10 protein-coding genes are annotated in these 14,688 nt (G+C 57.2%); 5 read left to right on the top strand and 5 right to left on the bottom strand.

Annotated elements, in window-relative coordinates; all coding sequences use genetic code 11:
• Positions 1–144: 144 nt before the first annotated feature.
• Positions 145–1,887 carry an ATP-binding protein gene (locus BLT03_RS16055; RefSeq protein WP_092744759.1) on the bottom strand — a complete coding sequence of 581 codons (1,743 nt, stop codon included), beginning with the start codon at positions 1,885–1,887 and terminating at the stop codon, positions 145–147.
• Positions 1,888–1,896: 9 nt separating this feature from the next.
• Positions 1,897–2,355: a hypothetical protein gene (locus BLT03_RS16050; RefSeq protein WP_139160415.1), complete on the bottom strand. Its 459-nt coding sequence runs from the start codon at positions 2,353–2,355 to the stop codon at positions 1,897–1,899.
• Positions 2,356–3,164: 809 nt separating this feature from the next.
• On the opposite strand from BLT03_RS16050, the gene BLT03_RS16040 reads away from it, so the two are divergent.
• Genes BLT03_RS16040 through BLT03_RS16020 form a run of 5 tightly spaced genes read left to right on the top strand, consistent with a single transcriptional unit; the run spans position 3,165 to position 11,170 of the window.
• Complete coding sequence (locus BLT03_RS16040; protein WP_092744756.1) at positions 3,165–4,085, top strand: DUF4007 family protein; 921 nt, start codon at positions 3,165–3,167, stop codon at positions 4,083–4,085.
• Complete coding sequence (locus tag BLT03_RS16035) at positions 4,078–7,425, top strand: ATP-binding protein (protein WP_245711426.1); 3,348 nt, start codon at positions 4,078–4,080, stop codon at positions 7,423–7,425. The genes BLT03_RS16040 and BLT03_RS16035 overlap by 8 nt, the downstream gene beginning before the upstream one ends.
• Entirely contained in the window at positions 7,418–8,260 is an 843-nt protein-coding gene (locus BLT03_RS16030) for a phosphoadenosine phosphosulfate reductase domain-containing protein (RefSeq protein ID WP_092744755.1), read from the top strand. Before BLT03_RS16035 ends, BLT03_RS16030 begins: the two co-directional genes overlap by 8 nt.
• The gene (locus tag BLT03_RS16025; RefSeq protein ID WP_092744754.1) at positions 8,257–8,907 is read left to right on the top strand and encodes a GIY-YIG nuclease family protein; all 651 of its coding nucleotides are present in this window, start codon (positions 8,257–8,259) and stop codon (positions 8,905–8,907) included. The genes BLT03_RS16030 and BLT03_RS16025 overlap by 4 nt, the downstream gene beginning before the upstream one ends.
• Position 8,908: 1 nt before the next feature.
• Complete coding sequence (locus BLT03_RS16020; protein WP_092744753.1) at positions 8,909–11,170, top strand: ParB N-terminal domain-containing protein; 2,262 nt, start codon at positions 8,909–8,911, stop codon at positions 11,168–11,170.
• Between the two features lie 178 nt (positions 11,171–11,348).
• Here BLT03_RS16020 and BLT03_RS23995 read toward each other — a convergent pair whose 3' ends face one another.
• From BLT03_RS23995 to BLT03_RS16010, 3 genes are all read right to left on the bottom strand, one after another.
• The gene (locus BLT03_RS23995; RefSeq protein WP_139160414.1) at positions 11,349–11,579 is read right to left on the bottom strand and encodes a hypothetical protein; all 231 of its coding nucleotides are present in this window, start codon (positions 11,577–11,579) and stop codon (positions 11,349–11,351) included.
• A 24-nt stretch (positions 11,580–11,603) separates the two neighbouring features.
• Positions 11,604–12,683 (bottom strand): site-specific integrase, encoded by a 1,080-nt coding sequence (locus tag BLT03_RS16015; RefSeq protein ID WP_092744752.1) that lies wholly within the window; start codon positions 12,681–12,683, stop codon positions 11,604–11,606.
• Positions 12,684–12,868: 185 nt separating this feature from the next.
• The gene (locus BLT03_RS16010) at positions 12,869–14,593 is read right to left on the bottom strand and encodes a DUF6538 domain-containing protein (protein WP_092744788.1); all 1,725 of its coding nucleotides are present in this window, start codon (positions 14,591–14,593) and stop codon (positions 12,869–12,871) included.
• Between the last annotated feature and the right edge of the window lie 95 nt (positions 14,594–14,688).

Genomic DNA, 14,688 nt, shown 5'->3' with positions numbered 1-14,688 from the left:
TCTAGAAGTCTAGAAGTCTAGAAGTCTAGAAGTCTAGAAGTCTAGAAGTCTAGAAGTCTAGAAGTCTAGAAGTCTAGAAGTCTAGAAGTCTAGAAGTCTAGCGATGGTGCTTGGCCCAAGTACTTGCATGGGCCAAAGCCCCCGTCAGAGCACATTCTTTACCTTGTTCAACAACGTTCCAAGGAACTGACCCCAGTACTGGGTCAGGTCACCATACTGCTCCACTGGGTTCGGGTGCATAGACTCCGCCTTCCCGTAGGCAACCAACAGCAGTGACATGGCCTCGATGCTGCGCCGAGCGGCCTTCACGGCCTCCTCGCCAGATACCGTGCCGGGGTCTCGCTGAGAGATGGCCTTGAGCGGCTCCCACATCTCGCGGTAGAACGGGTGACGCGTGTTGAGCCGGATGATGACCTGGTCCGCCACGTGCGTGGTACTCACAAAGATATTGCCCGGGAAGCTCACGGACTCGATGACGAAAGGAAGCTTCTTCTTGTCCTCGATGTACTTTTGCTGCTCTTCACCTTTCGTGAAGCCTGCGTCTTCAGCCAGTTCCCTTAATGCATCGTCAGCCGACGGCGCGTCCTGCTGTGGCTCTACCCGCGGCTTGGGCATGACCGCATCGACTTCCTTTACGGCATCGAGGATGGAGCCGTGCTCACCCGAAGCCTCGTGTTGCTCACGTGCAGCCTCACCCCAGGTTTCGTCAATGAGCTTGCGTGCCGTCGGAATGTGTTTCTTGAGGAGCTCGCGCAACTTGTCCCGCAGCTCGCCGTGCGGCTCAACGCCGCGCTTGACGTTGCGGATTCCGAAGTAGTCGTCTAACTCGGGGTCGAAGGAGACCTCAATTCCGATGAAGCGGTCCATCTCCTGGACGCCACCCGGCAGGATGCGCGGCACGTTGGAGTAAGCAACCTCACGGTTCTTCCGCACAAAGCTCAATGCGCCCTCGTTTTCGGGAATACGCAGGGCCTTAGCCAATGTGTCGCCGCCCAATCCACGACGCCGCAAGACCTCCTTGGGGTATAGGGTTACACGCATGCGGGCCGTGTGTTGCCCCACCTTGACCGTGTCCTCGCCAATGGAGGTCGCACCAAAGTGCCGCAGGACACCCTTCTTTAGGTCATCGCGCTTGTGCTCTTTCTCCTTGTTCAGGACCGTGTCAGCCCAGGTGCGCTCCAACAGCATCAACGGGTCATGCGGAACAAGAAGTGAGTCGTTGATGGAAATCTTGATGCCGCCGTCCAGGAAGTGTCGGAAGATGCGCGACAGTTCCTTCTCAAGCTCTTGTCGGAGCTCATTGAAGTCGCGTGCTGCGCGACCTTCTTCGAGTCGGTCTACGTTGGACCACAGCACCACAGTGCCGGTCTCCTTGGGGAAGTCCAACTTCAAGTCGGCAGGCGGCTCAGCCGGGACCGGGGCCTTCAGCACCACTGACTTCCCAGAGGACTCTTCGGCGAGTGCCTCGTCCAGGTCAAAGTGGACATGGAGCCACTCGGCGTCAGCCCGGTTGCGGCTCCAGACATCAATTCGGCGACCGAAGTTGAGCGCAGCGAGCTTTGCTCCGACGCCGTACTTGCCGATAGTGTCCGAGCGCATGTAGCGGGAGGAATACCCCAGAACCAGGTAGCGATGCAGGATTTCTGCAGGCATGCCATCACCGTCATCCCGGATGGCGATGCGGTGGACGCGCTTCTTGCCCCGCTCTTCGCTTTGCTCAAGCAAAACCGAGATATTGTTGGCGTTGGCCTCGATGCTGTTGTCAATAACCTCACCCAGCGCCGTGGGCAGGCTGTGACCAGAGTCCCGGAGGGACAGCAGAGCTTGCCCCGTCTGAATCATGGCGATGTCGACGGGAGCGGCAGTGGTGGTTGCGGTAGTACTCATTTCAATTCCTTAGGTTTTTGCGACCGTCGCCGTGGGGTCAACGGCCACCGGGGACACAGCACTGATTTCCAAGCTGCGGCGCATCAGATGCGTCCAGGCATGGCAGTCCCCCGTGCTGCAGAAGGGGCAACTGTTGGGCATACCCGCCGGTCTGGCTGGGTGAATTTGGTTGGTGAGTTCAGCGGTCAGCCGAAGGGTGTGAAACCAGGCTGATTCGAGCCGATACGCCTGAACGGGGCTCGAACAGGTCTCCCATGCCACGTGGGTCGCCAAAGGCAGTAACGGGTGACGGGCAAGGCGCGTCTGGACGCAGTTGTCTGACCGGCCAACGTAGAACGGCGCGTCCAGCCGCAGCAGCATATAGACGCCTGCCCAGCCCGGAGGCACGAGTGTTCTCACCACAGTGGGTGTGGCCAAAAAGGCCATCTGTCGTGGCTCGTCGAAAACCAGCTCAGCTGACTTGGACATGGCCGCCTCCGCTGCACTCTTCTGTAGTCACCCAGAACTCTGCCTGGACAAAATTTCCAGCAACGCGCGGGGCCAACGGTCCGCGCCAGGCCAAGTAGCGGCGGCGAACGCGCTCACGCTCAAACGAAGGAGTAGCGGCGGGCGGTCTTGCGGCCGGCTCATCAAGGAGCTTGGCCCGGACTTGGCGCTCGATAACGTCCTCGGCCTCAGAAAGCATCTCCCCCTCAGAGGCCAAGCCGCGCGTGGATGTCCCGTTGAACGCCAAATCAAGGGCGCGCTCAGCGATGCAATAGGGGGAGGAGCCAGGGATTTGCTTCGAAAAAAGCGCCTGGATGGATGAGACGGCGCGTGAGTGCGCCTCAACATCAGAGATAGTCATAGTTTGCCTTTGTGTGCACGACCGCCCTAATGGGTGCAGCCACGCCTTACTCGACTTCATACCGCCCTGTTTCTGCCACCCCGCCCCCAAAAGGCAAAGCAACCCGGTCAGTCGTTCCCACTTTAGAAGATATTTTTTTGCCCGTCAACACTGGTAGTTGCGGTGACCAGCATCATCGGTATCTGTATCGGCCTCTGGCGACTTCGTTGCTTTCACACGCGCTTTGCCACTGCAGCTTGCACATCGGGCACGTTTGAGGAGATACTGATTTTTTGTACAGTATCAAAAACGCCAGCACGGGTCGGGAGTCAATGCATTTTGCTAATGATGGACACCAATTTGATAGGCATGCGCTATTCAGGGAGACGCCTCGGGGCGGAGGGTCGTCTCAGCCGGACTGGCGACTTCATCCAGTTAAACTAGGCTCCAAATGATTCAGCTACCTTCCGAAGCCCCGCCGCAGTTCTCGGGGCATGAAACCTTTCCGTTGCGACAGCTCTGGCTGCGCAAGGCATATGACGCGGTTGCTCAGTACGAGGGGCCTGCGCCTCGGTCCGTCTTTGCCGACGAAGAAGCCATCGTGCGGTTCGGCGTCGGCAAGAACATGGCAATGTCCATTCGCTTTTGGGCGACCGCCTGCGGCATTATCGAAGACGATGGCGGCTACGTTCCCACGAGTCTTGGCTCACTACTATTCAATAAAAAGAACGGTCTAGACGAGTACTGCGAGCACCCCGCGACCACTTGGTTGATGCATTGGCAAGTGGCGAGCACGCACGAGAAGACAACGACTTGGTGGTTTCTCTTCAATCACGTTGTGCAGCAGGTCTTTGACCGCGAATTTATTGTGAATTCTCTGTCTGGCTTGGTCACCGAGCACAAACTGAGAATTTCAATGGCGACGCTCAAGCGAGATGTCGAGTGCTGCATCCGCAGTTACGTACCTCGGCTTGGAGGGGACTCTCCTGAAGAGATGAGTGAGCCGTTGCTTGGCGAGCTTGGCCTCATGCAGCAAAACGCAAAGGGCTCATTCGAGTTCCGACGTGGCTCGAAGCGGTCTTTGCCGGACGGCGTCTTTGCCTATGCCATGCTCGACTACTGGGAGCGGATGCCGCATGCGGGTGCCGTAATGGCCTTTGACCGCGTTGCCCACGACTACGGCTCGCCTGGCCGAGTCTTCAAGCTCGATGAAAACGCCATTGCTGACCGACTGATGGCTCTTGAGGACTTAACTCGCGGGCAAATTCAATGGACTGAACAAGCAGGCATTCGACAGGTGACCCGCAAGGATATGGCGCTCAAGAGTCTGGCCGACTACAAATACAAGCTTCTCGAAAGTGCCTATGCTTAAGCAGTTTCCTGCCAGCGCCGAAAAGCGGATGCTATCTGACGTCGTCACTATCTCGCGTCAGTTTCTTCGGTCTGTTCGCATTGACGCCGACTTCGGCCGTGAAGACGCCCTTTCGGGCTACATCTGCCAGGGCACAGCAAGCTCTCTTTTGGAGAGTATGGCCCGGCAGATAACAGAAACTCGTCAACGCGCTTTCACCTGGACAGGCCCGTACGGTGGGGGGAAATCGTCTCTGGCCCTGATGCTGTGCTCGCTTGTTGGTGCCCAGGCAAAGGTTCGCACTAAAGCAAAGCAGCTTCTAGGCTTTCCCGAAGGAAGTCCAGTTCACAAAGCGTTTGAGGCCAAAGGAGATGGTTGGCTCGTCGTGCCTGTAGTTGGCAGGCGGGCAGAGGTCACTCAGGAGCTCAGCGCAGCCCTGGCCAAGGCCCGTGGGCTTACGCCCAGCCGCAAGAAGCAACCCGACGTGGTCGGCGAGCTGGTGGAAGCAGCCGAACGGCACCCACAAGGTGTGCTTGTCGTCGTTGATGAGCTGGGCAAGTTCCTGGAGGCGTCAGCTCAGGAAGGTGGCGACATCTATTTCTTCCAAGAGCTCGCGGAAGCCGCTAGTCGCTGTCGAGGCAAGCTCGTCATAGTCGGCATCCTGCATCAGGCCTTCGAGGCCTACGCTTCACGCCTGGGGCGCCAGTCCCGCGATGAGTGGGCCAAGGTCCAAGGACGGTTTGTCGACATCCCGCTCGTTGCGGCGGCAGACGAAGTCATTGAGTTGGTCGGCAAGGCCATCACTGTCGAGGACCCTCCGCCTCTGACGGAGGCAGCCAAGTTTGCGGAAAGAATCGCTGCAGCGATTCGTACTCGGCGCCCGGGTACGCCGGCGACCTTAGCCGACTCGCTGAAGGCGTGCTGGCCCCTGCACCCTGTGACAGCCGCGTTGCTTGGTCCAATCTCACGGCGCAGGTTTGGACAAAACGAGCGCAGCACCTTCGGCTTTCTTGCGTCGAGAGAGCCCTTGGGGTTCATGGAGTTCCTGGACGGCTATGAGGCAGACTGGTTTCGAATGTATGGCCCGGCGGCCTACTGGGACTACCTTCGCGCCAATCTGGAGCCTGCCATTGCCGCGTCGCCGGACGGGCATCGCTGGGCTCAGTGTACGGATGCTGTCGAGCGGGCTGAAGCCAAAGGCGCTGACATCCATGTCAAGCTGACCAAGACCATCGCCTTGATTGAGATGTTCCGCAACGGGTCTGGTCTGGTGGCGGAAGAGTCTGTTCTCGCAGTGTCCACGCCTAGCGTGGATGAGGCGCAAATTCGGAAGGCCCTCGAGGAGCTGTCTGACTGGAAAGTCCTCATCGAGCGCAAGCATCTCGGTGCTTGGGGCATCTACGCAGGCTCGGACTTCGACATTGAAGGCGCCATCAATCTGGCCCGAGGCGAAATTGGCGAGCCTGACCTGGAGCGCATCTCCACCCTCAGCGACCTGCAACCAGTTTTGGCGAAGCGGCACTACCAGAAAACCGGAACAATGCGGTGGTTCACCCGCGGCATTGTTCGCCTGGAAGATGTTGAGAAGGTCGTCGAGACCTTCGAGCTCAAGGGCGCAAGTGCTGGTGCATTTCTACTGTGCCTGCCGCCGCCTGGGCAGTCTGTACGGTCAGCCGAGCACAGAGTGCGGCATGCGAGTGTGGCCACCGAGGTTGAGACACTTTTGCTTGGCTCCCCCAATAATGCAGAGCGAATCATCGAGTTAAGCCTTGAGTTGGCTGCAGCCGAACGCGTTATGAAGACTCGGCCTGAGCTACACGGCGACTCTGTCGCACGTCGGGAAATCGTTGGGCGTATTGAGGCTGTGCGTTCTTCGCTTGAAGAGGAACTCGCAGATGCCTTCGAGCTGTCCAAGTGGTACAGCCAGGGCACCACGCTGGAGACCAAAGGCTCTGTCGTTTTGTCCGTGATTGCCTCGGACATTGCTGAGAACGTCTACGACAAGGCGCCGTTCATCTTCAGCGAGCTAATCAACCGCGAGGACCCGTCGAGCAACTCCAAGAAGGCGCGCAAGGACCTTATGAATCGAATGGTGACCCATGGGCACCTGCCGAAGCTTGGCTATGAAAGCTTCCCTGCTGACGCGGGCCTTTACTTCACCATCCTGGGCGAACCGGGCCTGCATCGCCTACGGGGGGATGAAGGCTGGAGCTTCGGTGACCCGAACTACAACACTCGCGGGCAGTCGTTCGAAGCGATGTGGTGGCGCACCAGGAGCGACCTGCTTGCAGAAGGCAAGTCGCTGACGTTGAAGGAGCTTTACGCCGCCTGGGCTCTTCCTCCCTTTGGATTGCGTACTGGGGTGATGCCCGTGATTTCGTTGGCGATGTTCTTAGCCAACCGCTCGTCCTTGGCTCTTTACGTGAACGGCGTGTTCACTCCGGACATTTCCGATGCAGTCGTCGACGAGTGGACGCTCGACCCGAGCCGGATTCGCTTCCAGCACGTCGAGGCTTCCAAAGACAAGGCAAAGCTGGTTGATGCTTTGGCAAAGACCATATCTGACCGTTCCAGCATCGAGATTGGAGCTGCTCCACTAGATGTGGCGCGCGGGCTAGTAGGTCTTGTCGTTGGCTTGCCTGGATGGACCAAACGGACGTTGACTGTCTCCAATCGAGCACAGCAAGTTCGCACCATGTTGCTGAAGGCAAGCGACCCGCTGCGAGTACTTTTCTCCGACCTGCCGACGCTATTGGAGGCCCAAGACCCAGCCATATTGAACCGCCGTGTTCAGGAGGTCACCGACGAGCTTTCTGACGCCTATCAGCGGATGCTGGCACGTGTTCGCGCTCATGCTTTGGACGCTCTCGACCATGGGAGCAGGCCGGACGCGGATTTGCGAGAGCGGGCGACCACCGTGAAAGGCCTGACGGGTGACTTCAAACTCGATGCCTTCGCGACTCGCTTAGAGACGTACGACCAGTCTGCCGAGACCATCGAAGCGCTCATCAGCCTTGCTGTGGATAAGCCTCAGGCCGTTTGGGTCGACCGAGACATCGACGCGGCAATGGCCAAGTTGGCGGATTGGTCGGTGGACTTCCGCAAGGCGGAGACGATGGCTCCCCTGCGCGGTAGGCCGTCAACCCGCCGGGTGATTGGTGTGGTCTTCGGTGCCAGCCACGGTCAAGATGCCACAGGCTTTGTCGACATCTCGGAGACGGACACGCCTGCGGTGGACCGTCTTGTGAAGCAGTTCTTGGCTGATGCACAAGGCGAGCGCAAAGAGGTCATCCTCGCTGCACTCGCCGAGGCAGGGGCCATGATGGTTAAGCAACAGGCAAAGGGAAATAAAAATGGCTGAACGACACGTACTTGGTCTTTCGGGCGGAAAGGACAGCGCAGCTCTTGCCGTGTACATGAGCCTGCACCATCCAGAAATTCCGCTCGAGTTTTTCTTTACCGACACCGGTAAGGAACTGCCCGAGGTCTACGCGTTCCTCGGCCAGCTTGAGGGGTTCGTCGGTCGCAAGATTCACTACCTGAATCCGCATCGAGACTTCGACTTCTGGCTGCGCACATATAACAGCTACCTGCCGTCACCGCAGACTCGCTGGTGCACCCGTAAGTTGAAGCTGGAGCCCTTCAAGCATTGGATTAAGCCGTCCCTTGATGCGGGAGACAAGGTGTACAGTTATGTTGCTATCCGCGCGGACGAAGAGCACCGAGAAGGTATGGTAGCCCAGCATGAGAACTTGATTGTTCGCATGCCGTTCCGAGAGCACGGCGTCGACAAAGCGGGGGTGTTTGAACTACTAGAGGGCTCTGGCCTAGGGCTTCCAAAGTATTACAGCTGGCGTTCGCGAAGCGGCTGTACGTTTTGCTTCTTCCAGCAAAAAATCGAGTGGGTTAGGTTGAAGGAAACCCACCCGGAAGCGTTTGAGGATGCCAAGGCTTATGAAAAGAACGCATTGGAGCATGGCTCCCCGTTCACTTGGAGCCAGGGCGAGCCGTTGACCGACTTGGAGAAGCCCAAACGGGTGGCAGAAATCCTGGCAGACTTTGAAGTTCGCAAGCAACGCGAGCTTGCCCGTCGCAAGCCAAATCCACTGCGCGTCATTCCCATCGAACCGATTGACATCGATGACCTGTATCTCGAAGACGAGGGCGGCGGAGCCTGCCTCGTTTGCCACAAATGAATGTAACGGCCGGACGAGCCCTCAAATGGTCGGAGATTGACCTGGCGCCTGAGACGCCGGGCGTCTACGCGTGGTACTCGCGGCTTGACATCTCAAAGGCCGACATCGATGCTATTGTCAAGCGAGTCAACGAGGCCAAGCTGATTGGGGACCCTCAGGCCCGTACGGAGGTGGAGGATGCGCTAAACCGCTTCATATTCAGCCCCTATCGCGAGACTCCTTACCAGGTGGCGCTCCGCGGCCAGCTCAAGCCAAAGTTCAGCGGTGAAGTTGCACACGAACCTACTAGGTCCGAGTCGCTTGTCGGCAGACTAGTTGTGAATCCCGAACGGTTTCGCACGGTTTCGGACATCTTGAAGACCGCTGCGCCTTGGTTCACGGCTCCTTTGTACATTGGCATGGCCATCAACCTTCGCAGCAGGCTGAAGCAGCACAAAAGCAAAATTATTGAGCTGCGCGACTTGCAAGGATTCAGCGCCATCGACGACGTGGCAGAGGCCGGCTTTGCCAACCAAGTTGTCGCACGGAACTTCGACCCCACAAATCTTTTCGTCCATATTGCAGAGGTCAACGTCGACACCGGCGAGCACAACGACCTCGAGAACATTCTCAATCGAATCAACTACCCCATCTTCGGGAGAAACTGACATGGCAACACTTATCAGTGGAGGCAAGAGCGCACTCGATGTGCATCTGAACGGGACTATCGGCACGTTCCGAGTCAGTTCAGAAGACGGAAAGTCTGCTGGTGTCGAAGTGCGTTATCTGCTTACCCATGTCACTCTCTCCGAGAAGCAAGGCCAAGCTCAGCTGTTAAGCATGCTGGCGCCGGTTCGAGAGGTGTTCGACCTAAAACAGCTCGGCTTTGACGAAATCATGCAACGGGATATCGACGACGCTCGCGTTTCGCTGGAGCTCATCCCCTATCTGCTCGACACGTCGACGACCGGGCTCATCAAACTTTTTCCGCCAATCGTCGCTGTTGCCCTACCGTTGAAGCCCAACAGCCGCGTGCCGGACGCGAACTACCGCAAAGTAAAACGCTCCCGCGTCGATTCCCCCGAGCACTCGGGTATCAAAGAGGAACGCATCACGGCCGGTGATATGGGCGAGGAGCAGTTCGAATTCTTTCAGCATTACCGGAACGACGCTCCAATCTCAGAGGGTGCTCACATGAGCTTGGCACGTGACAACTGTACTTTAGCAATCGTTGACGGTCAGCACCGAGCTATGGCACTGCTAGCGTTGTACCGAAACTTAACCGGCGGCTGGTCCGATGCGCGTCGAAGCCCCTATGAGGGCTATTACAAGGTGTGGCCGGAAAAAGAGATTCGTTCGTATAACTTGAGCGAACTCCAACTACCCGTACTCATCTGCGCATTTCCGCAGCTGGACGGCACGATGGAGCAAGACATTGATGTAGTCCGGGCGGCGCGCCGAGTCTTTCTTACCCTGAACAAGACGGCAAAGAAAGTTTCCGACTCGCGTAACAAGCTGCTGAACGACCAGGACATAGTTGCGGAGTGCCTGCGTGCCACACTGTCCTACATAAAGGCGTTGGACGCCAAGGACAACACCGGCCTGCGCATCTGGAACATCGAGCTTGACCAAGAAGGAGACCGGGTCAAGATTGTCAGTGACGCGGCTTTTAGCGGCGTCAGCCACCTATACCACCTGACAGAGCATCTTCTGATGGCCGGGCATGCGCGTGGCATAGAGGCTCGCGGCAAAGTCGGGGCTCCACGGAAGCGGCTTGATGAGGCCTTTGAGCGCCTTGGCCTCAAGGATGAGCTGACATCCGACCAAAAAAACGTCAACACCAGGACCAACTACTCGGACGAAATCGCTGAAATCTTCAGGGCAAAGTGGACAAGCCTCTACGTGCCGGTAATCGACCGGATTTTCGGAAAGGTTCACCCGCTTGCAGCCTTTGCACGAGCCACCATCAACCTGAACCAGGAACTAGTAAGCAAGCGGGACGCCGAGCTAGAGAAGATGCTCTTCGATGGGCAGGCAACATCTCGCACATTCGACGACTTCCGAGAGGGCTTGAACCGCCGCGTGCAGGACAAAGAGCCGAACTGGACAACACCGGAAATCCAGGAAACGCTTGCTCGTGTCAATGGTCTGATGGCTAGCCGCAAGGCTACAGTGGAGTCGATGAAGGCGACTAGGGCGCTGTTCATGTTAGACGCCATGACTGGCCCCGCGAAGAAGCAAGTCATCAACGAGGGCGTCGTCGCCAAACCTGTCCGAGACGCCATCGACAGGCTTTTCGATAATGTGTTCTCTACCGTTGCGTTTCAGACCGCGATGGTCTGTACCTATGCGGAGGCGATGCAGTATGCCTTTGGGGGCATCCAGCACTCAACGCCCGCTCTGCTCGACGAGTACATTGAGGCTATCAATGGTCTCCTACGTCCCAGGAACATCAGCGACCTGAAAGCTCTCCTGCACACATTCGAGGGCGAGCTCGTTGTCGAACCCGAAGTCAAGCTCACGAGCGGCGGACCAACTTTCCGCCAAGTGATTCTGCCCGGCGAGCTACAGCCAGCAGAATGGCCAAAGTACCGTTACCTGCTACTTGAGCTTTGGAAGCCATCAGCGCCGGAATTGCAGGCACCAACCAACGCAGACCGTGCCAAGGCGCGGGCCGCGGTCGCCCAATCGCTCTATCGCCGCCGCCTCGCCGCATACTGTGAAGAGAACCGTGTTGATGAGGGCACACTCACAAAAGAGGTCAAGGCAGACATCCTTGCGAAGGCCAAGTCCATGTACGAGGAGTTCCTCACTGCGGTGGTTGGCCGCAAAGTTCATCTCGACAAGGCGCTGTTCGAGTCGCCCACGCCGGGGAGCGTATTGGCGTCGACAGAAGTCGGCGCCGACAGCGATTTGGGGGACGCCGAGTAAAACAGTGATTTAGAGCCCCCGCTACTGCCAGCCTCAGCCTTGCGGCGTGGCGTGGCTGATTGGTTGTTAGCACACAGCAGTTCCACTCGCAGTTCTGGGTCATCTCTGCCTTTGTGCCGGTTGTGTTGATTTCCACCGAATTCCGCCCCACCGGCGTGCGGCGTAACTCTTGGATTGGTCAGTTGACTAAGCCCAAACTGGGCTGGACCTCGAATGAGCCGGTGGACGTTTTCAGCTGCAACTCTCTACGCCGTTGTTTCTGCTCGGCCAGCCGGGCAACGCCGTGAAGGCACTTCTTCTGAATTTCGTCAACTAAGTTGGGATGAAGGTGGCGTTGGGGGCCGCTCACATCAGCACGGCAACCCCGGGCCGCAACTGCCGCGGCGACGAAAGCGACATCGGTCGACATTGGCCCACCTGGCCAAGCCTGCTATTAGCTACGTTGCATCGGCACCTCAGTGGTACTCGAACAGCATTCGTCCAGCTTGCGGGCCAACCATGACGCACTGAGAGGGGCGTGCCGCATGAACTTCTCACGGGTCCCGGCGCCACTGAACGCCTGCAGCTCATCGTGCGTAAACTGGCCGCTGTCGACAATCTGGGACAGCGCCTCGTACCGCACGTCTTGGATAAGGAGGTCTTCGACGCCTGCCATGGCGCCAGCCTTCCTCCACGCGCTCATCAAATGGCCCGGGCTAATGTCAAATACATGGCTTGTATTCTGCGGTAGCTTGCGCAAATGGTCGATGAGTTCTACCCGCAGCGACAGCTTGGGGCGGCCTACGGTCATGGCCTGCTGGACGTGTACGGTCTGTGCTTCGAAGTCGATATCTTCCCAGGCAATTCCGAGCGTCTCTCGGCGCGTGGCAGCTGTCATGACTTGGAACAGGTAGAACACCTGCAGATATGGAATCACCTCGGCAGTTTCTACTGCAACAGGTTTAAGTCGGGCGCGAATCTCGGCAAGTGCTTTCTCGCGTGCGTCGTCGCATGTGAATGTCTGGCTGGCGATTTCGGCATCTGTCATCTCTCTGAGTCGCGAAGCCACTGACCGACGGAGGTCAAGCTCCGCCAAAGACTTCAGCAGGCGCGCTTCCTCGTCATGGGAGATGCGGCGGGAACGTCTGGCGCGACTCACGGCGCTCACGGCGCTCACGGGATTCTTATCAACCCGATGGCGCCACACGGGCAACGCCACATCGCCAATGGATACGAGGGGCACAGTGTCGCGGACCACATTCGCCGCTGTCCGCGCATCGCGTCCTCCGGTGACATAACTCTCCGCTTCCTTGCGGGTGCGGCAGGAGATGCGGAGTCGGTTGCGTCCGTTTTTTCGGATATGGACGAACCACCTGTCGTTCAACTGTTCAGCGCGTGGCGTCAGATGCTGTACGCGGAGTTCCGCCATGTAGGCACTGGCCGCATCGAATTTGTTGAACGGAAAAAGGATGGTGAGGTCGTCGCGGTTTTCGACGCTGACGCGATACTGACTTTGGTTTGTGATGTAGGCCATTGGAAAGTGCTCCAGTTGATTAGGGAAAATCGTCTAGCAAGTAGATTTATTTCCCTTTGGCCTATATCTTTCAAAAATTCGGCAAACGCCAAATGACCTGGAGATTTCACAGGCCGAATTTTATGCATCTTTCCCAGAAGCATATTTTTATGCTTATCGAATCTCCTCTTCCGAGTGCTACGACTTTAAAAACGAACAGGACCAACGCCTGGTTGCCAAGGCTGCGCCGTGATAGAGGGAAATCTAATCCGAGAAAAGTGCTCAAACATAATTTCCAATGGCAGGCCAGACCCGTACCCGTCCGTCACATCCCCGTCTCCACTCGCATGCCCAAGAAACCGCTTCAGGTACTTGGATGGAAATTGAGATTGCTCCAAAAAATCCTTCATATTGTGCCGAAACGAATAGAGCACTTTGCGTTTATCCGTGATGCCAATATGAACTTTGTACCGCCCAAAAAATTTGGAAAATGAACCTGACAGCTTCCCATGCCAGTCCTTTTTTAGACTCGGAAACAACACGACTGAGCCGCGCGCCCTAACCCAATCGACATAACGCAACAAACCGAGGTCAATCAGTTCCTGAGCTACAGGTACAGCGCGAACGGAAGGCGCATTTTTCACAGTACGTTCGTGTGATTTGGGAACGGATGAAGCACCAAAGAGTTCGAGGTCGTCATCGGCGAAGCTGTCCACGATATTAAGGTACCACCGGTCTCCTGGATACCAGCGAATGTCTTCAAGTGTCAGGCCAGCTAACTCCTCAGGCCTCGCACCGGTGTAGTACATCAGTATTGGCAACCAGTAACTCGCCTCAGCCGCTTGACCACTTGAACGCTTGTGCTCTACGAAAACCGGTGACCCAAAAATGATGGACAGCTCACTTTCAGAAAAAGGCAGCCGTTTTTTCACGCGCGACTGAACGCCGCTTTCTTTGAATCCCAACGTGTCGGCAGCCGGGTTGGTGTTCAACTTATGCTTGCCAACCGCAATCTTACAAATGGCCCGAATTTTAGAAATGCGCTCATTGATGGTGTAGACGGCCAGGCCCCGTGAATGCATCGATTGCGCAAATTCAGTCATCTGCACAGGGGTCACATCTCCCGGGACAACAGTCCCTTGCTCCTTTACGAACCGCTGCAGGTCCCGCCACGGCGTTTGAGAAGCGATGGCCGTTGATTTTGGCCTGTCTGGAACGAACTCTCGCCAGAGCTCAAATATCTCGTCCCAAGCGGGAGAAACGCCGGTGCCAGCTGCTTTGGTATCTCCGACACCCTTCACCACGGACAGCGGATGGGGGGTCTCGGGCGCTACGACATCGGTGTGCAGGACACCACCGCTTTGGCGGACAAGCTGATGGTCGAGTGCTTCAACCACCGCACGCGTAAATAGATACCCAGCCCGATTGGCTTCCGCAGGCTCCGGCTCATAGTTCATCCCGCACAAAAACAGAAAGCTATGCAGCGCAGGGAACATGCGGGTGGTCTTCCCCTGCGCTAGTAAACGCCCCAACTCTGCGCGCTGGGCAGTCAGTTGAGCGCCGAGCTCATCAAAATCTTCATCATCCAGGCCTTCCTGTCGGCGCTTCTCATCGTTGAGGAGGACTTCACGGGCCCAGAACCGCCCTGCACTCTGCAGTTCATCGTCGGTCAGCGTAGCGACGTTGCGCGGCGCCATCGATGCGCTACGGAGGTCACATTGTTGTTTTTTTCTTTCAAACTCTGCGTCGATGCGCTGCAGCTCCACACGAGCACGCACCTTCCCGTCCCGGAGGTCTGACGTGCCCAGGCTGGTAGTGATATGCGTTTGTTTGAGGGGGTACGCCAGGCGAACAGCGTTGGGGATACGACGGCGGACGTACAGCATTCCACGCAGTCCCCGCTCGTAGATATGTTCAGCTACTTTTCTCATGGTCTTTCTCACTGTGTGTGACAGACCGTGTAACAACCGAACTTAGCCCAGAAGCAAAAAGTGCCTGATTCCGTTAGAAATCAAGCACTTATAAG

The sequence above is a fragment of the Paracidovorax valerianellae genome (assembly GCF_900102625.1).
In the GTDB taxonomy this organism is placed as follows: Bacteria; Pseudomonadota; Gammaproteobacteria; order Burkholderiales; family Burkholderiaceae_C; genus Paracidovorax; species Paracidovorax valerianellae.
Note: the sequence above shows the minus strand (reverse complement) of the source record. Positions and strands in the feature narration are given on the sequence as shown.